The sequence below is a fragment of the Gordonia sp. L191 genome, assembly GCF_030077625.1.
Classification (GTDB): domain Bacteria; phylum Actinomycetota; class Actinomycetes; order Mycobacteriales; family Mycobacteriaceae; genus Gordonia; species Gordonia polyisoprenivorans_A.
Genome location: NZ_CP125996.1, coordinates 253,160 through 276,288, shown reverse-complemented (window position 1 = coordinate 276,288; position 23,129 = coordinate 253,160). Strand labels below are relative to the sequence as shown.

Sequence of the window (23,129 nt, the reverse complement as noted above, 5' to 3'; positions counted from 1 at the left end):
CTCAACCACCCGGCCTGGTCGTCGGGGTCGAGGGCGGCGGGGTGGGAATCGTCGGCGAGGGTACCGGGGTGCGGGGCGGGGGGTTGGCGCCCGGTGCCTGGCTCCACGCGTTGGGCAGCAACGGGAATCCCGAATACGAGAAGGCTTGCGCGACTTCGGGATACTTCTGCTGCAACACCTTCATGAATGTGGCGGTGTAGTCGCCGAAGGTGCTGACGCCGACCAGCGAGTCGAAGTTGGGTCCGTTGGCGACCGATTCGCCGAGGGCGTTGGCGAACGGCCCGAGCCGGTCGACGGTCTCCTTGAGGTTGTTCTCGTTGTCGTTGAGGATGTCGAGCACCTTGTTGAACTTGTCGAGCACCGGCGTCAGCTGGGTGTTGTTGTCGTTGATGAAACCGCTGATCTGCGCGGCGACGTCGCGTGTGCCGCTGATGAGCTGGGCGATCGCGGCACGCCGGAACTGCAACTCGCCGAGCAGCATGTTGGCGTCGAGGAGTAGTTGGTTGAGCTGCTTGCTGCGATCACCGATGACCTGGGTGACCCCGGAGGCCTTCGCGAGCAGCTCACGTAGCGCGTTGTCACGGTCGGCGACCGCCTTGGACAGCTTCGCGACACCGTCGACGGCTCCCTGCACCTGATCCGGGGTGGCCGAGAACGTCACCGACAGCGTGTCGAGCGCCTTGTTGAGTTCGGCGGTGTTGGTCTGCGAGAGGGTGTCGGTCGCATTGTCGAGGGCGTCGGTCAGCGAGTACGGGGCGACGGTGTTGCGGTTGGGGATCTCCCCTCCCGGCTCGATCCGCCCGGTCCCGTGCGGCAGGATCGTCAGATTCCGTCGGCCCAGCACGGTTTCGGTCTTGATCGCGGCCTGGGTGTCGGTACCCATCGAGACCGTGTCGTTCATCCGGAAACTGACGGCGGCCTTGGTTCCGGCGTCGGTCGACGCCAGGCGGATGCCCTCCACGGTGCCCACATTGACCCCGGCGACGGTCACGATGTCGCCGGTGACCAGACCGCCCGCGTCGTCGAAGTAGGCGGTGTAGGTGCTGATCGGGGAGATCAGCGGCAGCTTGTCCATCTGCAGGGCCACCACGACGACCATCGCGGTCACCACGATGCCGATCAGGCCGATCTGCCTGCGGGTCCGCCCGCCACGCTTGTTCTCGCGGGCCACATCGGCCTCGTCCGACCCGGACCGGTTGCTGCGGAACAGATTCCCGAACGGACCCCTACTCGTACCCGACGTACTCATGATTGCGACGAACACCTCCCCCCGGCCTTGGTGGTGTCCCCCATGACGTCGTTGGAGGTGAAGAAGTACTGTTTGCCGTCCGGACCGCTGAGCAACAGTCGAATCCGGCAGAAGTAGATCTGCAACCAGGCGCCGTAGCTACCCAGATTCGACAGCTTCTTGTAGTCGTTGGGCAGACGCGGCAGCAGCGACCGCAGGAACGGCTCGGCCGCAAGCACATTGTCCGAGGCGACGCCGATGCTGGTCAGGGTGGATTTGAGGCCGGGCCGGGTCGAGGACAGCAGGTCGGCGAGTCCGTCGGTGACCTGTGCGGTCTGGGTCAGTGAGTTGCCGATGGTGCCGCGCTGCGCCGACAATCCGGTGATGAGCATCTGCATCTGGTCGAGGCTGGTGTCGAGGCCGCCGCGGTCGCCGTCGAGAGTGCCGAGCATCTGATTCAGGTTGTCGATGACGCTGTCGATCAACTGATCCCGGTCGCCGAGGGCGTTGGTGAACGAGGCGGTGTCGGCGAGAAGTTTGTTCAGCGCCGGACCCTGCCCCTGGAAGACGGCCACCAGCGAGGTCGACAGTTCGTTGACCTCGTTGGCGTCGAGGGTACGGAACAACGGCTTGAACCCGCCGAGGAGCTTGTCGAGGTCGAGTGCCGGCTCGGTCTGCGAGGCCGGGATCGTATCCGACGGCGCGAGCGTGTCGTCGGGGTCGCCGGGTCCCTGCTGCAGCTCGAGATATCGGTCGCCGGTGAGGTTTTCGTAGCGGATCAACGCGCGCACCGACTTGGGTAGCTTGTACTGGTCGTCGACGGAGAACTTCACCAGCGCCTCGTTGTCGGGGGTCAGCGAGACGTTGTCGACCGAGCCCACCTCGACGCCGGCGATCTTGACCTTGCTGCCCGACTTGATCTGCGAGGCACTGGAGAACAGCGCCCGGTAGTCGTCGGAGCTACCGGATCGGTAGTTGCTGAACACGACGACGAGACCGATGAACACCAGCACCATCACGATGGCGAAGGCGCCGAGTTTGATGACGGTCGCGCGGAACGCGCGTGCGCGGTTATCCAAGGCCGGGCTCCCCGAACAGCAGCTGGAAGAGCTTCTCCCGGTTGACCTTCGGTGTCATCCGCGGCTGGTAGGGCACCTGCGCGTTGTCGGTCACGTAGAACTTCGAGTGCTCGGTGGTATTGGGATTGCTCAGCCCGCCCGCACAGGTCGGGGCTCCCTGGGCGTCGACCCGCGGCAGGCTGTTCGGATACGTGTAGGGCTCCTTGCCCGGCAGCAGTCCGGCGTAGAGCTTCAACATGCCGTTCTCTCCGCCCTCGTAGGGCTTGGCCATGTCGGCACCGATCGCCGTGGTGCGCAGGAAGCACGAGATACCCGGGGCCTGGTAGCCGAGAAGCTGTGACACCGGGCCGAATTGGGACAGCGTCGCCATGAGGTCGGCCTTCGACGGGGCCAGGACGTCGTTGTTGATCGTGTTGGCCATGCCGGTCACGTTGATCAACAGCGCATCGAAGTTGGAGGCGTTGTCGCGCAACGTGTTCCCCGTGTAGACCGCGTTGTCGATGGTGCGCATGAGATCACCCATCACATCGCCGTAGACATTGGTCACCGTGGCGGTCTGTCGGATCAGCTCGTCGAGTTCGGGCAGATGCGGATTGGTCTTGCCGAGCAGCCCCGACAGCGTGCCCAGCGAATTGCCGATGTCGGCGCCACGACCGGACAGCGCCGTGTTGACCGCACCGACGGTGGCGTTGAGTTTGTCGGGCTGGATGTCGGCGAGTACCGCAACCAGCTGCTGATAGACGGTGTTGAGTTCGACGACGACGTGCTGGGTGTCGATGTTCTGGCCGGGCTGCAACTGTCCGCTCGGTCCCGTCGGCGGCACCTCGAAGTACACCGACTTGGCCCCGAAGACGGTGTTGGACTTGATTTGCGCGGTCACGTTGCCGGGGATCTGCGACATCTGATCGGAGTTGATGTCGAGGGCGAGGACGGCATGGTCACCGGTCTCGGTGATCGATTTGACGGTGCCCACCTGCACCCCGCGCAGGCGAACCTTGGCGTCGGGGCTCATCACCAGGCCGGCGCGGGGGGCCTGCAGGGTCACCCGCTCGGTGGAGGCGAACCAACCGAGGAACGACCCGGAGGCGGCGGCGATGATCGCGATCAGCCCGCCCACCATGATGACCGCGGCGAGCTTGCGTACCCAGTTGCTGCGTTCTCCTCGACTCGCCATCACTCAGCCCGCCAGATTGAACTTGCCGTCGGACCCGTAGATGGCCAACGAGGTGAGCAGGGTGATGACGACGACAACGACCAGCGACGCGCGCACCGCGTTGCCGACCGCCACGCCGACGCCGACGGGACCGCCGGTGGCGTTGTAGCCGTAGTAGGTGTGGATGAGCATGACCGCGATGGCCATGCAGATGGCCTGCACGAACGACCACAGGATGTCCGACGGGATGAGGAAGGTGTCGAAGTAGTGGTCGTAGACGCCGGGTGACTGTCCGTAGATGAACACCGTCGCGAATCGGCTCGCGAGGAAGGAGGCGAGGGAGGCCAGCGAGTACAACGGGACGATCGCGATCATCCCGGCCACGATGCGGGTGCTCACCAGGTACGGGATCGAGGAGATGGCCATGGTCTCGAGGGCGTCGATTTCCTCGCTGACCCGCATCGCGCCCAATTGTGCTGTGGCACCGGCCCCGATCGTCGCGGCCAGGGCGATTCCGGAGATCACCGGGACCGCGATGCGCACGTTGATGAACGCGGAGAAGAAGCCGGTGAGCGCCTCGACACCGATGTTGGCCAGCGAGCTGTAGCCCTGTACGGCGATGGTGCCGCCGGTGAACAGGGTGAGGAAGCCGACGACCACGACGGTGCCACCGATCATCGCGAGAGCGCCTGTACCCATGGAGATCTCGGCGATCAGCCGCAGCGTCTCCTTCTTGTAGAGGCGGACCGCACGCGGGATCGACACGACGCTGTCCCAGTAGAACAGTGCCTGATCGCCGATCTGGTTCCAGTCCTCGCCTGCGCGTTTGACCGCAACGCGCGCGGTGCGCAGCCGGGTGGTGAACGGAAGGACCATCGCTTACCCCGCCGTCGCCTTCAGACCGACCGCGGTCACCACGACGTTCACCACGAACAACGCCATGAAGGAGTACACGACGGTCTCGTTGACCGCGTCGCCGACGCCCTTCGCGCCGCCCTTGACGTTGAGTCCCTGATAGCAGCCGACCATGCCGGCGAACAGGCCGAACAACGCCGCCTTGACCATCGAGATCATCAGTTCACCGAATCCGGTGAGCAGCGTCAGGTTCGCGATGAACGCGCCGGGGTTGACGTCTTGCAGATAGACCGAGAAGACGAAGCCGCCGCCGATGCCGATGGTGCACACCAGGCTGTTGAGCAGGATGGCGACACCGGTCGAGGCGATGATGCGAGGAACGACGAGGCGGTGCACCGGGTTGATGCCGAGCACCTTCATCGCGTCGATCTCCTCGCGGATGGTGCGGGCGCCGAGGTCGGCGCAGATCGCGGTCGCCCCGGCGCCGGCGACGATGAGCACCGTGACGATGGGGCCGATCTGGGTGATCGTGCCCAGGGCGGCGCCCGCGCCGGAGAGATCCTGCGCACCGATCTCGCGCAGCAGGATGTTGAGGGTGAAGCTCACCAGCACGGTGAAGGGGATCGCGACGAGCAGCGTCGGCACCATCGACACACGGGCGATGGCCCAGGACTGTTCAACCGTTTCCCGCCATTGAAACGGGCGGCGGAACAGCTCCCGGACCGAGTCCACCCCGAGTGCGACGAAGTCGCCCACCCCGTCGAGGGGTCCCGCCAGCCTGCTCAGCACAGCACTCCTCAAGCCTTGGAACTCACGCGCAAAAAATCACTGGGTTCGGTCAATACTAGGACACTTGACCCACAACAATCGGTCAGGACATCAGGTCGCGAGCCGAGAACGTCCGACGCGGGTCGCGATCGGCGAAGTAGCTGCTCAGCGTCTTGGCGAGATCCCCGTCGTCCCATGCATCCCCCTCCGCGGTGAAGACCTCATCCACGGTGGGCGCGGCCATCACCATGACTCGGGGACCGTACACGACGAATACCTGCCCCGTGACCGAATCGGCGTCCGGGCCGGCGAGGTAGGTGATGAGTCGGACGACGTGTTCGGGCGAGAGCGGATCGACGCCCTCGCCGGGCGCCTCACCGAAGACCCCGGCGGTCATCGCCGTGCGAGCCCGCGGGCAGATCGCATTGGCGCGAACCCCGTAGCGGCCCAACGCTCTTGATGCCGACAGTGTCAGCGCGGTGATGCCGGCCTTGGCCGCGCCGTAGTTCGCCTGGCCCTCCGGGCCGAGTAATCCGGCCTCGCTGGAGGTGTTGACGATGCGTCCGTAAACGGGACCGCCGGCGGCCTTGGATTCGGCTCGCCAATGGGCGGCCGCGTTGCGGGTGAGCAGGAAATGGCCGCGCAGGTGGACCCGGATGACCAGATCCCAGTCGTCATCGGTGAGATTGAAGAGCATCTTGTCGCGAACGACCCCGGCATTGTTCACCACGATGTGCAGTCCGCCGAGCTCGGCGGTTGCCGTGCGCATGATCTCGGCGGCGGTGGCCGAGTCCGAGATGTCACCGGGTACCGGTACCGCGGTTGCGCCGGACGCGGCGATCTCGTCGATCACGTCGCTCGCGTCGAGTGCGTTCGCGAGGTCATTGACGATGACCGTCGCACCTTGTGCGGCGAGCCCGAGTGCCTCGGCCCGACCCAATCCGGCACCCGCGCCGGTGACCACCGCGACGCGCCCCTCCAACGATCCAGCAGTCACTGCCAACCCCTCCAGCCGAACGCGGTGTGAACGAAAACTAGAACCTGTTCTAACACGCTAGCCGGTCGGGGAGTCGCGCCGGGGCGGTTTCGGCGAAATTCACTCCTCGATCGACAGCGCCGACTTGGGGCAGTTGGCGACGACCTGACGAAGCTCCTCTTCGCGGCCCTCGGGTACCTCATCTTTCAGAATGACCAGGTAGTCGTCGTCATCGAGGTCAAAGATGTCGGGCGCCATCCCGACACAGATCGCGTTCGATTCGCACAGGTCGAAATCTGCCTTGATATGCATCGACTCGCTCCTCCTCAGCGTGCCCGCTGGTTGACGGGCTGTGCCAAACAGGTTAGAACGTGTTTCAGATATTGGCGAGTCCCCGACCGATCGATCCACGACGGAGTCCACCCCATGCGCATTGCCTACACCGACGAGCAATCGGCGCTGCGGCGCGAGTTGCGGGCCTACTTCACCGATCTGATGACCGAGGACCGGCGGGCGGCACTCACCGGCGGTGACGGTGAACTCGGCGAGGGCGACGCCTACCGCGACGTGGTGCGCCAGATGGGAGCCGACGGCTGGCTCGCCCTGGGGTGGCCGACGGAGTTCGGCGGCCAGAACCGGTCGATGATGGATCAGCTGATCTTCACCGACGAGGCCGCGATCGCCGGGGCACCGGTGCCGTTCCTGACGATCAACTCGGTGGCACCGACGATCATGCACTACGGCACCGACGAGCAGAAGGCGTTCTTCCTGCCGCGCATCGCCGCGGGTGAATTGCATTTCTCCATCGGTTATTCCGAGCCCGGCGCCGGCACCGATCTCGCCGGGCTGCGGACCACGGCCGTGCGCGACGGTGACGACTATGTCATCAACGGGCAGAAGATGTGGACGTCGTTGATCGCCTACGCCGACTACATCTGGCTCGCGTGCCGCACCGACCCGGCGACCCTCACCGACGAGGGACGAGCCCGCGGACTCAAACGCCATCACGGCATCTCGGTGCTGATCGTGCCCGCCGACGCCGGCGGGTTCTCCTACACCCCGGTGCACACCATGGCCGGCGTCGACACCAGCGCCACCTACTACTCCGACGTCCGGGTGCCGGTGAGTTCGCGGGTCGGTGAGGAGGGCCGGGGCTGGTCGCTGGTCACCAATCAGCTCAACAACGAACGGGTGGCGCTGTGCAGTGCCGCCCCTATCCAGACCGCGTTGCGGGAAACGCTGGCCTGGGCGCAGCAGACGAAAACCGGTGACGGACACCGCCTCGTCGACACCGAGTGGGTTCGTCAGAATCTGGCGCGGGTGCACGCGAAGGTCGAATTCCTCAAGCTGCTCAACTGGAAGATCGCCTCCGCGGCCAGCTCCGGTGGCGCGCCGAGCCCCGCCGATGCCTCGGCCACCAAGGTCTTTGGCACCGAATTCGCCACCGAGGCCTACCGATTGCTGATGGAGGTCGTCGGTCCCGCCGCGACCATCCGGGCCGGTAGTCCACGGGCGCACCTCCTCGGCCGGCTCGAACGGTTCCAGCGCACCTCGCTGATCCTCACCTTCGGTGGCGGTACCAACGAGGTCCAGCGCGACATCATCGCGATGACCGCCCTCGGCCTGCCCCATCAGCGACGCTGACCGCCGCCCACCCACACCGACGCGAGAGCAGCACAATGGATTTCACACTTCCCGAAGTGACTCAGGATCTGCGCGGGCTCGCCCGTGACATCACCGAGAAAGTGAGCACGGACGACCGCGTGGCGCGCCTCGAAGCCGACGACGCCGCACTCGACGATGTGTTGTGGCGCGAACTCGGCGCGGCCGGGCTGCTCGGCCTCGAGGTGGGGTCGGAAGTTGCCGGCGACGCTGGTGCAGGCCAGAAGATCCTCGAATCGATCACCGTCGCCGAGCAATTGGGCCGAGGGCTCGCCCGGGTCCCTTACGGCCTGCACGCGGTCGCCGCGCTTCCCGCGATCGCGACGCACGGTTCGGCAGCGCTTCGGGAACATCTCGTCGGCGATGCCGCGACCGGCGCGGCCGTGCTCACCGTCGCCCTCGAAGAGGATCTCGGAACCGGGTCCGGTCATCCGCAGACCCTGCTGAGCCGCACCGAACACGGCTGGGCCCTGACCGGGTCCAAGGTCAACGTCGGCTATGCCGGTGCCGCCACGGCGATCGTGGTCAATGCCATGTCACCGGATGGGGTTCGCGCTGTCGTCGTCGACGCCGACGCAGCCGGGGTGCGACTCACCCCGACTCCGGCCACCGGGAAGACACCGAGCTTCATCGTGGACTTCGACGGTGTGGTTGTCGACGACGACCACGTGTTGGACGGTGGAGCGGACACCGTCGCCGACATCGTCGACCGCGCAACCCTGGCCGTCTGTGCCGATCAGGCCGGAACCCTCTCCCGTGCATTGGAACTCACCGCTGCCTATGCCGTCGAGCGGGAGCAGTTCGGTAAGCCGATCGGCGCGTTCCAGGCGGTCGCCCAGCGACTCGCCGACGGCTACATCGACACCCAGGGACTGTCGCTGACCACGCTCGCCGCCGCCTGGCAGTTCACCCGGATCACCGATGCCGGCGAGGACAACGACGACGGCGGTCTGCACGTCGCGGTACAGACCGCCAAGTTCTGGGCATGTGACGCCGGACATCGCGTGGCACACACCGCGGTCCATATCCATGGTGGCGTCGGCCTGGACACCACACATCCGGTCCACCGGTACTTCCTGCGCGCCAAGCAGAACGAGTACACCCTCGGATCCGCACCGGTCACACTCGCCGCCATCGGGGACGCGTTGGCAGCGGCACCGGCGTGATGACCGAACCAGGCCGATGACCGAGCCGTCGGCCGCGGTCGCCCTCGGGTCGTCGACCGCGACGATCACCTCACTGTTGCTGGCGCTGACCGATGTCGACGACCGTGGCATCGAGCACGAGGGCGGCTTCCTCTCGTATGCGGAGCATCTGCAGCGATCATCGGGCTGCGCGCGGCGCCTGCGCGATCAGCTGGGCGACACCACGACTCCCCATGTCGGGGTACTGCTGGACAACGTCGTCGACTTCAGCATCCTGGTGGCCGCCGCCGCGCTCGACGGCCTGGTGATCGTCGGCCTCAACACCACCCGGCGCGGTGCCGCGCTGGCCGCCGACATCGCCCGCGCCGACTGTCGGTTCGTGCTCGTCGACGACCACACCGCACCGTTGTTGGCCGACGTTGCGCTCGATGTCCCGGTACACCGGGTGAGCCGCTACACCGAGCCCGAATGGGCCGCGGCGCCCGTGATTCCCCGAGAGGCATCCCCGGACGAGCTGCTGATGCTGATCTTCACCTCGGGCACCACCGGCGACCCGAAGGCCGTGCGTTGCACCCAACGCACCTTCGCCGCGGCCGGGGTGATGCTCGCCGAACGGTTCGGGATCGGCCCCGACGACGTCGTCGGACTGTCGATGCCGATGTTCCACTCCAATGCGATGATCGCCGGATGGTCGGTGGCGCTGGCCGGCGGCGCGTCGATGGTGTTGCGCCGCAGGTTCTCCGCGAGTGGATTCGTCGCCGACGTGCGACGTCACCGGGTCACCTACGCCAACTATGTCGGTAAGCCGCTCAACTACATCCTCGCCACCCCGGAGTCGCCCGACGACGCGTCATCGAGTCTGCGCATCATGTACGGCAACGAGGCGTCGGCGACCGATCGGGAACGCTTCGCCGCGCGTTTCGGCTGCCGCGTGATCGACGGCTTCGGTTCCACCGAGGGCGGTGTCGCGATCACCCGTACCCCAGACACTCCCCCGGATGCGCTGGGCCCCATGCACTCTCCGGTCGCGGTGGTGAACCCGGATACCGGCGCGCCGACGCGCATCGGGGAGATCGGGGAGATCGTGAACACCTCGGGGCCGGGCCTGTTCAGCGGCTACCACAACGACCCGGATGCGACCGCCGAGCGGATGCGCGGCGGCGTCTACCACACCGGCGACCTGGCCTGGGTCGACGACGCCGGCTACCTCCATTTCGCCGGGCGCCTCGGCGACTGGATGCGCGTCGACGGCGAGAACCTGGGAACCGGACCAATCGAGCGAATTCTGCTGCGCCATCAAAGCATCCGCCAGGCCGCCGTCTTCGGTGTCCCCGTCGAGATCGGCGATGAGATCGAGGCCGTGCTGGTGACCGGCGGTGATCTCGACCCCGTTGAGTTCACCGATTTCCTCTCCGCGCAAAGCGATCTCGGGCCCAAGCAGTGGCCGCACCGGATTCGCATCGTCGATGCCCTACCGGAGACGGCCACCTTCAAAACCCTGAAGCGCCGGCTGCGGGAATCCACCGAGCCGCCGACCTGGGTCCGCATCAACGGCCGCTACCAGCCCTGACGTCCGAGAGGGTCAAGGTGAACGCCCCCAGCCGCCGCGCCTTCCCCTCCGACGGTCGAGGCGAACACCACCCCAGCCGCCGGACCCCCCGATGGTCGAGGTGCGAGCCGCGTGCGGCGAGCCTCGAGACCCGGCGAGACAACAAGCCCCCCAAACACATCGAAAGCTTGGCAAACGAAACCCACACTCCCCTACCACACCCCACCGACAGAAAATCAGCACCGAAACACGTTGTCCACAAGCAGAATTCACCAAAACGCCCCGTGCATCGAACACCCTGGCGAGGTACACTGGACCCGTCATACCGATCAGCCACCGGGGAGGGGCCCATGATCGAATCCACCACAGTCCTTGACGCGGAAACCGTTGACGCCGAAGCAGTCTTCGCCGACATCGTCGCCCAACTCAGCGACCTGCAATGGAATCCGGACATGACCGGACCCCAAGCCTTCGGCGCGATGAAGCAAATCCTGCTGTTGCGGAACCTGGTTGATCACCACGCCACCATCCTCACCGGCGAACTGGACCGACTGGGCGTCGCCGATCACAAAACCACCCGACTGCGAGAACTGTTGATCAGCATGGGCTTCGCGCCCTCGGTCGCAGGTCGGTACGTGCGTATCTCGGCCACCAGCGATATCGATCTGTTGTTGGCGCATGCCGCCGACGGGTCCATCTCCTCCGAACACACCGACGCCATCGTCCGCGGACTGGCACACATCGACACCCGCTCCCCCGAACCCCTCAACACCGTCCAACGGTGCGAATACCTGCGGAAACTGCTGTCACACTACTTCGCCGACTTCACCCCCGCCGAGATCAACCTCTACGCACGGCAGCTGGGTAACGAGTTGGCGGCCGACACACCCGGTGGGCTACCGGCCGCCGAGGACAAGACGATCAACTCCTACACCGACCGCATCACCGACGACGGACGGTTGGAGATCTCGGCGAACCTCGACATCATCGCCGGGGAAAAGACCCGCACCCTGATGGAAACCTTGTCGGCGCCCAAGCCTCAGCCCGACGGGTCCCCGGATCCGCGGACGCCCGAACAGATCTGTGCCGCCGCGTTCGAAACGATCGTCGAACTCGCGGCACAAGGACTTGCGGACACCACCTTCTCCGCCAAACCGACCAACGGACTGTTGTGGACATGGTCAGCCGACAACCCGGCCCTCGGCGGGACCTACAGAACATGGGCGCGATCACCGAAGCCACCGCGAAAATGCTGTCGTGCGACACCACGATCACCAAGATCACCCTCAACACTGACGGTGTACCCCTCGACGTCGGACGCCAGGAACGCTTCTTCACCCCCGGCCAATGCAAAGCACTACTCGTCCGGGATCGCGGATGCATCAAATGCGGTGCCCACGCCGGACGCTGCCAAGCACACCACGTGCACCACTGGGCCGACGGCGGGCCCACCGACCTCGACAACGGATGCCTCCTCTGCACCAGCTGCCACGACGACGTCCACCACCACGGCTGGGACATCATCATGGGATTCGACCGACACCCCTGGCTCATCCCACCCGCCAGCGTGGATCCGAAACGACGGCCAGTGCCGTCGTATCACCGCCGCACCATGCGACTCGACGACGCAGCAGCCTGATTCCCGCACCCGGCGTGGCCTGGACCGCATCTGTTGTTTGAGAACTCCATAGAGACCTCCCCTATGGCCGAGGGGTCGTGCCGCCCGTGGCCCGGAATCCCGTCGGCACACGAGGTCTCGAGGCTCGTCGCTAGCACTCCTCGGCACCTCGACCACCGGGATGGGCGTCTCCCCCCGCTGGTCGAGGTGCGAGCCGCGTGCGGCGAGCCTCGAGACCACCTGCACCAGCGCTGGATTCGTACCGAAGCGCTTACCCCTCCAACGTCTTCTGCATCCGGGCGACGGACTCCTCGTATTCGGCGACCATGTCGGCGATCAGCTCGGCGACCGGGGTGATCGCGTTGAGACGTCCGACTATCTGACCGGCGGGCATCGCCACGACCCCGGGGTCGCTGGACGCGGAGATCCGGGCGTGCGCCTCGGAGACCAGGAGGTTCTGCAACGGCATCGGCAGCGGCTCCGGTGCACCCTGGGCGTCCCACGCGTCGGTCCACTTGGTCTTGAGCAGTCGAGCGGGTTTGCCGGAATAGATGCGCCGGCGCACGGTGTCCCGCGAGCTCGCGTCGAGCAGCGCCTGCTGGACGGTCGACGGCCCCTCCTGCCCCTCGGGCATCCCGAGTTTGTACTCGGCGGCGGTGAGCCAGTAGGTGCCCATCCAGACACCCTGCGCGCCAAGGGCGATCGCGGCCGCGATCTGCCGGCCGCTGCCGACACCGCCGGCCGCCAACACCGGCGCCCGGTCGCCGACGGCGTCGACGAGTTCGGGCCACAGGATCATCGACGTCACCTCGCCGGTGTGACCACCACCCTCGTATCCCTGGGCGATGACGATGTCGACCCCGGCATCGACATGTTGCAGCGCATGGTCTTTCGCACCCGCCAGCGCAGCGACCGACACACCGTGATCATGGGAGGCGGCGATGACGTCGGCGGGAGGTGACCCGAGGGCGTTGGCGATGAGCTTGATCTGGCCGTACTTGTCGGCGTGGGTCATCGCGACGTCGACGTGCGAACGCGCCACCGAATGCAGCCATCCGAGTACTCCGGCGTTGACCCGGTCTCCGTCGGGCAGCGGCGGAACACCGAGGTCGTCAAGCGTGCGTTCCACGAATGCGCGATGCTCGGGCGGGATCATCGAGTCGAGGTCGGTATGACTGCCTTCGGTCGGGATCTTGGCGGGCATGACGATGTCGACGCCGAAGGGCTTGCCGTCGGTGTTGTCGTGCATCCACTCGAGGACCTCGTCGAGTTCCTCGGGATCGTTGAACCGCACGCACCCCAGGACGCCGAGGCCGCCGGCCCGGCTGATCGCCGCGGCCACATGCTGGCTCGGTGTGAATCCGAAGATCGGGTAGTCGATCCCGAATCGTGTTGCCAGTTCCGTCTTCATCGAGTGGCCCCTTTGATCTCTGTGTCTGCTGTCTCATCGGCCGCGCGGCGCTCGGTGACCGACGCCGCCCACCGGTAGTCGGGCTTGCCCGCGGGTGATCGTTTGATCTCGTCGACGAACCACACGCTGCGCGGTGTCTTGTAGCCCGCCAGTTCTTTACGCACCACGTCGGCGAGTTCCCCGAGCGTCGGCCGCGCCGAGTCACGCGCGGCGATCACCGCGGCGACGCGCTGCCCGAACCGGTCGTCGGCGACCCCGACGACAACGGTGTCGAAGACGTCGGGATGTGCTTTGAGTGCCGCCTCGACCTCTTCGGGATAGACCTTCTCGCCGCCGGTGTTGATCGACACCGATCCGCGGCCCAGCATGGTGATGGTGCCGTCGGCCTCGACCCGGGCGAAGTCCCCCGGGATGGAGTAGCGAATCCCGTTGAACTCCTTGAACGTCTTGGCCGATTTCTCCGGATCGTTGTGGTAGCGCAGTGGGATGTGTCCGGTGCGCGCGAGCACCCCGACCTCACCGGTGCCGGGCTCCACCTGGGTGCCGTTCTCGCGCAACACGTGGGTTTGTTTGTCGGCGTTGACTCGTGGCGCCCCGACGTGCGACTCACCCTTGACGACGGCGGCCATTCCGCCGAATCCGGTCTCCGACGACCCGATCGCGTCGATGATGACGGCGTTGGGGAAGCGTTCGAGGAACTGCTCTTTGATGCTCGGCGAGAACAGGCAGGCCGAGGATGCCACGGATACGAGTGTGGAGGTGTCGTAGTCGCGCTGACCGAGCGCCTCGATCATCGGGCGCCCCATGGCATCTCCGGTGATGAACATGACGTTGACCCCGTGCCGGCCGACCGCCTCCCAGACGGCGTGCGCGTCGAAATCGGGATACACCACCGCTTTTCCGCCGCCGAAGAGTGCCTGGAACACCGCCCACTGCGAGCCGCCGTGGATGAACGGCGGGATCGGGAATCGGACGAGCTGTCCACCCGCGGCGCCGGTGCGCGCATGCTCCCACTCGTCGGTGACCGGCTCGCCCGTGTACCAGTCGATACCACCGCCGAGAACCCGCCATACGTCGGCCTGCCGCCACACGACACCCTTGGGTCGGCCGGTCGTGCCGCCGGTGTAGAGCATGTACAGGTCGTCGTCGGAGCGCTCCTCGAAGTCACGCTCGATCGATTCGCCTGCGATCGCGTCGTCGTAGAGGACCGGGGCGGCGAGCGTCCCGATCTCGACGTCACTGCCGTCGGGGATGACGACGCGGTGGGCGACGACCGGCCGCACACCACCGGTCCCGTCGCGATTCGACAACACGTTACACACGCGCGTCGAGTACTTGCGTTCGTGGATGAGCACGGTCATTCCGGAGTCGGAGAAGATGTGGTCGAGTTCGGCCTCGACGTAGCGGTAGTTGACGTTGACCATCACCGCCCGCGCCTTGAAGATCGCGACCATCGCCTCGATGGATTCGATCGTGTTTCGGCTGTACAGGCCGACTCTGTCACCGGGTTGCACACCCAGTGAACGGAGGTGGTGGGCGAGGGCGTTGCTGCGGGCCTCGAGTTCGGCGTAGGTGCGCGAGCGATCGCCCGATTCGACGGCGGTGCGGTCCGGCATGAGGTCGACCGCATGCTCGATGAGGTCCCCGATGGTGAAAGCCATGACACAAAACTAGAACGTGTTATCGTTTCCGGCAAGAGCACGTTCTCTTCACATGCCACTTCCACCGATCTGGGGGTCGAGATGACCACGACGTCGCATGCCGCGCCCGCCACCGACGACGCACCACACTGTCTGGTCGAGCAACGCGGGCACGTCCTGATCGTCACCATGAACCGTCCCGCGGCCCGCAACGCGCTGTCCTCGGAGATGATGGCGATCATGACCGAGGCCTGGGACCGGGTCGACTCCGACCCGGAGATCCGGGCCGCAATCCTCACCGGCGCAGGAGGCGCGTTCTGCGCCGGCATGGATCTCAAGGCCATGTCACGCAACGCTCCCGGCGACACGGTCAAACAGGGCACCTGGGATCCGGCGTCGTTGCCCGCGCTGCTCAAGGGCCGGCGTCTGAGCAAACCTCTCATCGCCGCCGTGGAGGGGCCGGCGATCGCCGGCGGTACCGAGATCCTGCAGGGCACCGATATTCGGGTGGCCGGCCGAAGTGCCAGATTCGGTGTGTCCGAAGCGCGTTGGGGGCTGTTCCCACTCGGCGGCAGTGCCGTGCGCCTGGTACGCCAGATCCCCTACACCGTCGCCTGCGACATCCTCCTGACAGGCCGACACATCACCGCCGACGAAGCCAAGGAATACGGTTTGATCGGCCACGTCGTCGACGACGGTGCCGCCCTCGACAAAGCCCTCGAACTCGCCGACGCGATCTGCGCCAACGGACCCCTCGCCGTGCAGGCGATCCTGCGGACCATCCGCGAGACCGAGGGCATGCACGAACTCGACGCCTTCGCCATCGAGGCCCCGATCGGCATCTCGGTGTTCCAGAGCAAGGACGCCAAGGTCGGCCCGAAAGCGTTCGCCGCCAAGGAGAGGCCGGTTTTCACCGGTGAGTGACGTCGCGAGACATTGACACCACCGCCCGCGACGAGCATCGTCGAGGATGTGTTGCGACGCCCGCTGAAGAACGACTGGTCCGGCCAACGATTCCCGCATGCCGGCACCCGGCGCCCGGTCATCGGCGACCTCGGGGTCTCCGATCCGCGTAGTCCGGTGTTGAGCATCCTCGAGTGGGGCCCGGGTCTCGGCCCGATCTTCGAGATGCAGATCTTCCGGCAGAAGTTCGTGTTCGTCGCGTCGGCGGAGCTCACCGCCGAACTCTGTGACGAGACCCGTTTCTGCAAGGCGCTGCCGCCGGCGATCACCGCGCTGCGCCAGTACGCCGGCGACGGTTTGTTCACCGCGCGTAACGACGAGCCCAATTGGCAACTGGCGCACGAGTTGTTGATCCCGGCATTCACCAAGTCGGCGATCCGCTCCTACCACCCGACGATGATCTCCACCGCGAGTGAACTCTTCGACTATTGGGACCGTCGTGGCGGAGACACCGATGTCACCCGGGACATGACCAAGCTGACCCTGGAGACGTTGACACGCACCGCTTTCAGTCAGGATTTCGGTTCGTTCTCCTCGGCGCAGCCGCATCCGTTCATCGGTGCGATGATCCGCGCCCTCGAGACCGGCCGGCGCAAGGGTGGTCTGGGCACCGCTCCGGGTGGACGATTCCTGATGCGCTATCTCGACCGCCGCAACGCCGAGCACCAGGAGTACGTCGACTCGCTTCTCGACGAGGTGATCGCCGCCCGCGCAGGCGATCCGAACCGTGACGATCTGCTCGGCATCATGCTCAACGTCGCCCACCCCGAGACGGGCGAGAAGCTCTCGATGCTCAACATCCGCTATCAGATCCTCACCTTCCTGGTCGCCGGGCACGAAACCACTTCCGGGGCATTGTCATTCACCCTGTACTACCTCTCCCGGAACCCGGAGTGCCTCGCGCGTGCCCAGGCCGAGGCCGACGAGATCCTCGGCGCGGACCCGACGGCGATGCCGGAGTTCGAGCAGGTGCCGAAGTTCCGCTACATCCGACGCTGTCTCGACGAGGCGCTGCGAATCTGGCCGACAGTGCCCGCCTTCGCCCGCAGCCCGCGGGAGGACACCGTGATCGGCGGGAAATACCGGATGGGGCCGCAGGATTGGGCGATCGTCCTGCTGGGCCTGGTACACCGCGATCCGCAGGTGTGGACCGACCCCGACGTCTACGATCCGGACCGGTTTCTCTCGGCGAACATCAAGAAGCGGCCCGCCCACACCTACCAGCCGTTCGGCACCGGGGTGCGCTCCTGCATCGGTCGCCAGTTCGCGCTGCACGAGGCGGTGCTGGTGCTCGCGAGCCTGCTGCACCGATACGACCTGCGGGCCGACCCCGACTACGAGCTGACCGTCGACGAGCGTCTGACCATGGTGCCCAAGGATTTTCACTTGTCGCTGAGCGAGCGCAGGGTGTCGGCGACCGCGGGTTGAGCACGGTTCAGACCAGCCCGGCCAGGGTCTCGATGGTCGCGACGTCACGCGCGGTGACCATCAGCATGTCGACTCCGGCGGCCTCCCACAAGGAGACCTGCGCGCGTACCTCGTCGGCGGTGCCGGCGATCAGGGTTTCGCGGACCATCTCGTCGGGCACCGCCGCGATCGCCTCCTCCTTGCGGCCCGCACGAAACAGTCGTCCGATCTCTTCGACGGCGTCGCCGTAGCCCATCCGTGTGTAGAGCTCGGCGTGAAAGTTCTTCTGCTCGGCTCCCATTCCGCCAACGTACAGTGCCGTCGACGGACGATAACGCTCGACGGCGGCGGCGATGTCATCGGTGATGACGACCTGTACCGTCGCCGCGACCTCGAACTCCTCGCGCGTGCGCCGAGCACCGGGTCGCGCAAAGCCGTCGGCCAGCCACTGCTCGTACTGATCTGCCAGGGCGAGACTGTAGAAGATGGCGAGCCAGCCGTCGGCGATCTCGGCGGTCTGCGCGACGTTGCGCGGACCCTCGGCACCGAGCCAGATGGGGATGTCGGCGCGCAGCGGATGGGTGATCGGCTTGAGGGGCTTGCCCAGGCCGGTCGACCCGGGCGCGTGTGCCGGGTACGGCAGCGGGTAGTGCGGCCCGTCGCTGCGCACCGGCGCCTCGCGCGCCAGCACCGCGCGGACGATCTCGACGTATTCGCGGGTCCGGGCAAGGGGTTTGGCGAACGGCTCGCCGTACCAGCCCTCCACGACCTGTGGTCCCGACACCCCGAGCCCGATGATGTGGCGGCCGCCGGAGAGGTGGTCGAGGGTCAGCGCGGCCATCGCCAGCGAGGTCGGCGGTCGGGCGGACAGCTGTGAGACCGCGGTACCCAGTCGGATGCGGGACGTCGACGATCCCCACCATGCCAGCGGGGTGTAGGTGTCCGAACCCCACGATTCGGCGGTGAACACGGCGTTGAAGCCGTTGGCCTCGGCGGCCGTGACGAGTTCGGCTGCGCCGGCGATGGGACCGGCTCCCCAATATCCCAGTTGCAAAGCCAGTTTCACGGTCGATGCCGTCCTCTCGGGGTTGTCGCTCCGTGGCGCGCCGACGTGCGCCTTGTGCCCAATACTAGAACGTGTTCTACTCGATTGTGTGAGCAGCATCGCAACCAGTGACCGTCCCGGAGTCCCCGACCCGGTGGCGGTCGTTCCCGAACCCGAGACCCCCGTCCTCACCGCACCGCTGACCAACACCTTCGGATACACCCGGTCGCTGGGTCCGGTGCTGTCGCAGTTCGCGCTCGGTCTGCGCGACGGCCGGATCGTCGGCTCACGCGCGGCCGACGGCACGATCTCGGTGCCCCCGGTCGAGTTCGACCCCGGATCCGGTGCCCCGACCACCGATCTCGTCGACGTCGCGACCATCGGCACCGTCGTCTCGTGGACGTGGGTCGACCAACCCGCCTCGCCCCAGCCGCTCGACGTGCCGTTCGCCTGGGCGCTGATCCGTCTCGACGGCGCCGACACCGCACTCCTGCACGCCCTGCTGGTGGATTCGGCCGACGACGTGACGACCGGGCTGCGCGTGCACGCCGTCTGGCGCGCCGCACGGACCGGCCGGATCGACGACATCAGCCATTTCGCCCCGGGGGAGACCGCAACACCGGCCGAACCGAATACCGCCGAGGTCGACTCCGGCGAGCGGGTCGTCATCACGACCCCGATCACCACCACGATCACCCACTCGGCCACCGAGGAGGAATCCTGGTACCTGGAGGGACTCAAGGCCGGCAAGCTCTATGGCTCCCGGATCGGTTCGGGCGTCGACGCCGGTCGGGTGTACTTCCCGCCGCGTAAGGTCAGCCCGTCGGACGGGGCACGCGCGGTGGAGCGGGTCGAGTTGGCCCACACCGGTACCGTCACCACCTTCTGCATCGTCAACGTCCCCTTTCAAGGACAACGGATCAAGCCGCCGTACGTGGCCGCCTACGTGCTGCTCGACGGCACCGACATCCCGTTCCTGCACCTGATCCTCGACTGCCCGGCCGACGAGGTCCGCATGGGGATGCGCGTGCAGGCAGTGTGGGTCCCCGAGGACGAGCGTGAACTCTCGTTGGGCAGCATCAGCCACTTCCGGCCGACCGGCGAGCCCGACGCCGACTACGCCTCCTACCGCGAATTCCTCTGAGCCCCAGCACTTTCTCGCCCATCACAAAGGACATGTCGTCATGACCCTCCCCCGGATCGCGATCGTCGGGTTCGCCCACAGCCCGAATGTCGTCGGGACCCACGGCACCACCAATGGCGTGGAGATGCTGATCCCCTGTTTCTCCAAGCTCTACGCCGAACTCGGCATCAGCCGGACCGACATCGGATTCTGGTGCAGTGGATCGTCGGATTACCTTGCCGGACGCGCCTTCTCGTTCATCTCGGCCATCGACTCGATCGGCGCGATGCCGCCCATCAACGAGTCGCACGTCGAGATGGACGCGGCGTGGGCCCTCTACGAGGCCTGGGTGAAGATCGCCACCGGCGAGGTCGATCTGGCCCTGGCCTACGGCTTCGGCAAATCGACTGCCGGCGACATGGATCTGACCCTGGCGCTGCAGACCGACCCGTACACGGTGACACCGCTGTGGCCACAGGCCCAGTCGCTCGCCGCATTGCAGGCCCGCGCGGGACTCGATGCCGGAACGTGGACCGAGGCCGACATGGCGGCGGTGGCCGCGCGGACCACCGGCGCCTCGGTGGACGACCTCCTGGGTACCGACTACGTCGCGAATCCCCTGCGCGCCCACGACGTCGCGCCCTACACCGATGCCGCAGCAGCGGTCATCATCGCCTCCGAGCGTCGGGCACGTGAGCTGGTGGCCAATCCCGCGTTCATCACCGGGTGGGATCATCGCATCGACACCCCGAATTTCGGCGCGCGGGACCTGACGGTGTCGCCGTCGACGACCCTGGCCGGCGATACCGCGTTCGGCGAGCGGAGCCGCGCCGTCGACGTCGCCGAGATCGCGGCCCCCTACACCCATCAAGAGCTGATCGTGCGCAACGCGTTACGCCTGCCGGAGTCGGTGCGCATCAATCCGTCGGGCGGTGTCCTCGCCGGGAACTCGCTGTTCTCGGCCGGATTGCAGCGGATCGGCTACGCCGCCAACGAGATCCTCGGAGGCAACGCGCAGACCGCGCTCGCGCACGCGACGAGCGGTCCACTGCTGCAACAGAACATGGTGGTCACCTTGGGCGCCGACACCGCGGGAGACGAGAACTGATGGCACACAACAACCGGGCGGCGGTTCTGGGCACCGGCCAGACCCACTACGTCGCCAAACGGCACGACGTGACGATGGCCGGGATGTGTCGGGAGGCGATCGATGCGGCGCTGGCCGACGCGACGGTCTCGATCGACGAGATCGACGCCATCGTCATCGGCAAGGCCCCGGATCTCTTCGAGGGCACCATGATGCCGGAGCTGGCGATGGCGGAGGCGCTCGGCGCCGTCGGCAAACGACTGATCCGGGTGCACACCGCGGGTTCGGTCGGCGGTTCCACCGCCAATGTCGCGGCGTCGCTGGTGTTCGCCGGGGTGCACCGTCGGGTGCTGGCCGTCGCGTGGGAGAAGCAGTCGGAGTCGAATGCCATGTGGGCATTGTCGATTCCGGTGCCGTTCACCAAGCCGGTGGGCGCAGGCGCAGGGGGGTTTTTCGCCCCCCACGTGCGCGCCTACATCCGGCAGTCCGGTGCGCCCGAGCACATCGGTGCGATGGTCGCGGCCAAGGACCGTCGCAACGGCGCCCTCAATCCGCTGGCACACCTGCATCAGCCCGACATCACCACCGAGTCGGTCATGGCGTCGCAGATGCTCTGGGACCCGATCCGTTACGACGAGACGTGCCCGTCGTCGGACGGGGCGTGCGCCGTGGTCATCGGCGACGAGCAGATCGCCGACGACGCAGTGGCACAGGGCAATCCCGTTGCGTGGATTCACGCGACCGCGATGCGCACCGAGCCGTTGGCCTTCGCACACCGCAACGTCGTCAGCCCGCAGGCCGGTCGGGATGCCGCCGCGGCACTGTGGAAGGCCGGCGGCATCGACAACCCCGTCGAGGAGATCGACGCCGCCGAGATCTACGTACCCTTCTCCTGGTTCGAGCCGATGTGGTTGGAGAACTTGGGTTTCGCGCCGGAGAACCAGGGCTGGAAGCTGACCGAGGCCGGCGAGACCGAGATCGGTGGGCGCATCCCGCTCAACGCCTCCGGCGGCGTGTTGTCGTCGAATCCGATCGGCGCGTCAGGCATGATCCGCTTCGCCGAGGCCGCGATCCAGGTGATGGGCAAGGCCGGGGCGCACCAGGTTCCCGACGCCCGCAAAGCCCTCGGCCACGCGTATGGCGGTGGTTCGCAATACTTCTCGATGTGGCTGGTGGGGGCCGACAAACCCCAGCACTGACTCAGCTCCGGTTCTTCCCCAAGGGTTTCGTTGTTCCCCTGGAAATTGTCAGGGGAGGAATGAGTTTCTTGGGGAAGAACAGGTGAAGGCCGCGGTGGCAAGCCGGTTGTCCACACCTGTGGATGAGCGTGGCGGCATGTGTCCTTGCGGGAGGCATGCTCGTCGCCATGAACTCCGGCGACCGTCTGATCCTGCGGCGCAACGCACTCTCACAGGGCATCACCGACGCCGACATCACACGGGCTCTTCGAGGCGGAACCCTCGAGCGCGTCGGGTGGGGTGGCTACGTTCCGGTGCCCGGCGACGGGGAGCTCGACGAGTTCGCGGCCCGAGAGCGGCGGTACCGCGATTCGGTCCTCGCGGCCGTTCGGATCGGCGGCGAGCGTCGCTACCCAAGCCATCAGTCAGCGGCGACGCTCCTCGGGGTTCCGTTGCTGGACAAAGACACCTCGACAGTTCATTTTACCTCACCGACGTCGGGGCGCATCACCGAACGCTTGGTGGTCCACCAAAGCCGAATCATCCCAGACGATCTCATCGACGTCGACGGCATCCTCGTGACATCGATCGCACGCACGGTCTGTGACGTTGCGCGTGAGGGGTCCTTTCGCCAAGCGCTCTGCGCGCTCGACTCCGGCCTCTTCCAGGGTCGCAAGCGCGGCGTTCCGGTCGATGTGGCCGCCTGCGCCGCCGCGATGCGCCGTCAACACGGAATCGCCGTGCTGCGCAGCGCCTTACCCCTTGCCGACGATCGGTCCGAGAGTATCGGCGAATCGCTGAGCCGCGGTGTCATGGTAGAGTCGCGGTCCGTGCCGCGGCCCGAACTCCAGGTCGAGGTCGTCGTGGCCGACGGCTCGATGAAGCGCTGTGATTTCGGGTGGCGGGACGCCGAGGGTCGAGTGCGCGTCGTCGGGGAGTTCGACGGCAGGTTCAAGTACCACCGGCTCTCGGCGGCCAGTGGCCACCGACTCGCCGAGGACGTCATCTACGCGGAGAAGTTGCGCGAGGACGCGATCCGGCACTGCGGGATCGTGGTTGTGCGGTGGACCTGGCAGGAGCTGCGTGACCCACAGGCGTTCGTGCGTAAGCTGCTGACCGCCCTGCGTCGTGCCGGGCTTGTGAGCTGAACGCCTGGCGCTTCTTCCCGAAGAAATCCGCTCCTCCGCAGGAAATTTCGCGGGGAAGAACGAGAAAGTAGGGGAAGAAGATTCTTCCCCTACT

Annotated in this window: 19 protein-coding genes and 1 pseudogene; 10 read left to right on the top strand and 10 right to left on the bottom strand. The window is 66.5% G+C overall.

Annotated features, from left to right (window positions below):
- Window position 1: 1 nt before the first annotated feature.
- From QNM97_RS01275 to QNM97_RS01245, 7 genes are all read right to left on the bottom strand, one after another.
- Entirely contained in the window at window positions 2–1,249 is a 1,248-nt protein-coding gene (locus QNM97_RS01275; protein WP_283821253.1) for an MCE family protein, read from the bottom strand.
- Window positions 1,246–2,307, bottom strand: coding sequence for an MCE family protein (locus tag QNM97_RS01270; RefSeq protein WP_208792683.1), 1,062 nt, complete (start codon window positions 2,305–2,307; stop codon window positions 1,246–1,248). Before QNM97_RS01270 ends, QNM97_RS01275 begins: the two co-directional genes overlap by 4 nt.
- Complete coding sequence (locus QNM97_RS01265; RefSeq protein ID WP_283821252.1) at window positions 2,300–3,481, bottom strand: MCE family protein; 1,182 nt, start codon at window positions 3,479–3,481, stop codon at window positions 2,300–2,302. Before QNM97_RS01265 ends, QNM97_RS01270 begins: the two co-directional genes overlap by 8 nt.
- A 3-nt stretch (window positions 3,482–3,484) precedes the next feature.
- On the bottom strand, window positions 3,485–4,336 hold the full coding sequence (locus QNM97_RS01260; protein ID WP_283821251.1) for an MlaE family ABC transporter permease: 852 nt from the start codon (window positions 4,334–4,336) through the stop codon (window positions 3,485–3,487).
- 3 nt (window positions 4,337–4,339) lie between these two features.
- Entirely contained in the window at window positions 4,340–5,104 is a 765-nt protein-coding gene (locus QNM97_RS01255; protein ID WP_006371995.1) for an MlaE family ABC transporter permease, read from the bottom strand.
- 82 nt (window positions 5,105–5,186) lie between these two features.
- Entirely contained in the window at window positions 5,187–6,080 is an 894-nt protein-coding gene (locus tag QNM97_RS01250) for a 3-oxoacyl-ACP reductase (protein ID WP_283821250.1), read from the bottom strand.
- A gap of 99 nt (window positions 6,081–6,179) precedes the next feature.
- The gene (locus QNM97_RS01245) at window positions 6,180–6,371 is read right to left on the bottom strand and encodes a ferredoxin (protein WP_006371993.1); all 192 of its coding nucleotides are present in this window, start codon (window positions 6,369–6,371) and stop codon (window positions 6,180–6,182) included.
- Between the two features lie 114 nt (window positions 6,372–6,485).
- Here QNM97_RS01245 and QNM97_RS01240 point away from each other — a divergent pair, with 114 nt between their 5' ends.
- From QNM97_RS01240 to QNM97_RS01225, 4 genes and pseudogenes are all read left to right on the top strand, one after another.
- Window positions 6,486–7,703 (top strand): acyl-CoA dehydrogenase family protein, encoded by a 1,218-nt coding sequence (locus QNM97_RS01240; RefSeq protein ID WP_283821249.1) that lies wholly within the window; start codon window positions 6,486–6,488, stop codon window positions 7,701–7,703.
- Window positions 7,704–7,738: 35 nt separating this feature from the next.
- Window positions 7,739–8,887: an acyl-CoA dehydrogenase family protein gene (locus tag QNM97_RS01235; protein ID WP_283821248.1), complete on the top strand. Its 1,149-nt coding sequence runs from the start codon at window positions 7,739–7,741 to the stop codon at window positions 8,885–8,887.
- A gap of 16 nt (window positions 8,888–8,903) precedes the next feature.
- Window positions 8,904–10,436, top strand: coding sequence for an AMP-binding protein (locus tag QNM97_RS01230; protein ID WP_283821247.1), 1,533 nt, complete (start codon window positions 8,904–8,906; stop codon window positions 10,434–10,436).
- Window positions 10,437–10,765: 329 nt separating this feature from the next.
- Window positions 10,766–12,054 (top strand): annotated as a pseudogene (locus QNM97_RS01225) (HNH endonuclease).
- Window positions 12,055–12,304: 250 nt separating this feature from the next.
- On the opposite strand, the gene QNM97_RS01220 reads toward QNM97_RS01225, so the two are convergent.
- The gene (locus QNM97_RS01220) at window positions 12,305–13,444 is read right to left on the bottom strand and encodes an NAD(P)H-dependent flavin oxidoreductase (protein ID WP_283821246.1); all 1,140 of its coding nucleotides are present in this window, start codon (window positions 13,442–13,444) and stop codon (window positions 12,305–12,307) included.
- Entirely contained in the window at window positions 13,441–15,105 is a 1,665-nt protein-coding gene (locus QNM97_RS01215) for an acyl-CoA synthetase (protein ID WP_283821245.1), read from the bottom strand. Before QNM97_RS01215 ends, QNM97_RS01220 begins: the two co-directional genes overlap by 4 nt.
- 81 nt (window positions 15,106–15,186) lie before the next feature.
- On the opposite strand from QNM97_RS01215, the gene QNM97_RS01210 reads away from it, so the two are divergent.
- Both QNM97_RS01210 and QNM97_RS01205 read left to right on the top strand, forming a co-directional pair.
- Window positions 15,187–16,008, top strand: a complete 822-nt coding sequence (locus QNM97_RS01210; RefSeq protein WP_283821244.1) for a crotonase/enoyl-CoA hydratase family protein — start codon at window positions 15,187–15,189, stop codon at window positions 16,006–16,008.
- 12 nt (window positions 16,009–16,020) lie between these two features.
- On the top strand, window positions 16,021–17,475 hold the full coding sequence (locus QNM97_RS01205) for a cytochrome P450 (protein ID WP_283821243.1): 1,455 nt from the start codon (window positions 16,021–16,023) through the stop codon (window positions 17,473–17,475).
- 7 nt (window positions 17,476–17,482) lie between these two features.
- Here QNM97_RS01205 and QNM97_RS01200 read toward each other — a convergent pair whose 3' ends face one another.
- Complete coding sequence (locus tag QNM97_RS01200; RefSeq protein WP_283821242.1) at window positions 17,483–18,520, bottom strand: LLM class F420-dependent oxidoreductase; 1,038 nt, start codon at window positions 18,518–18,520, stop codon at window positions 17,483–17,485.
- Between the two features lie 133 nt (window positions 18,521–18,653).
- Here QNM97_RS01200 and QNM97_RS01195 point away from each other — a divergent pair, with 133 nt between their 5' ends.
- The 4 genes from QNM97_RS01195 (at window position 18,654) to QNM97_RS01180 (ending at window position 23,035) form a co-directional block, all read left to right on the top strand.
- Complete coding sequence (locus QNM97_RS01195) at window positions 18,654–19,643, top strand: Zn-ribbon domain-containing OB-fold protein (RefSeq protein ID WP_283823064.1); 990 nt, start codon at window positions 18,654–18,656, stop codon at window positions 19,641–19,643.
- 40 nt (window positions 19,644–19,683) lie between these two features.
- Entirely contained in the window at window positions 19,684–20,730 is a 1,047-nt protein-coding gene (locus QNM97_RS01190; protein ID WP_283821241.1) for a thiolase family protein, read from the top strand.
- Window positions 20,730–21,908, top strand: a complete 1,179-nt coding sequence (locus QNM97_RS01185) for a thiolase family protein (RefSeq protein ID WP_283821240.1) — start codon at window positions 20,730–20,732, stop codon at window positions 21,906–21,908. Before QNM97_RS01190 ends, QNM97_RS01185 begins: the two co-directional genes overlap by 1 nt.
- A 167-nt stretch (window positions 21,909–22,075) precedes the next feature.
- Window positions 22,076–23,035 carry a type IV toxin-antitoxin system AbiEi family antitoxin domain-containing protein gene (locus QNM97_RS01180; protein ID WP_283821239.1) on the top strand — a complete coding sequence of 320 codons (960 nt, stop codon included), beginning with the start codon at window positions 22,076–22,078 and terminating at the stop codon, window positions 23,033–23,035.
- Window positions 23,036–23,129: the final 94 nt, after the last annotated feature.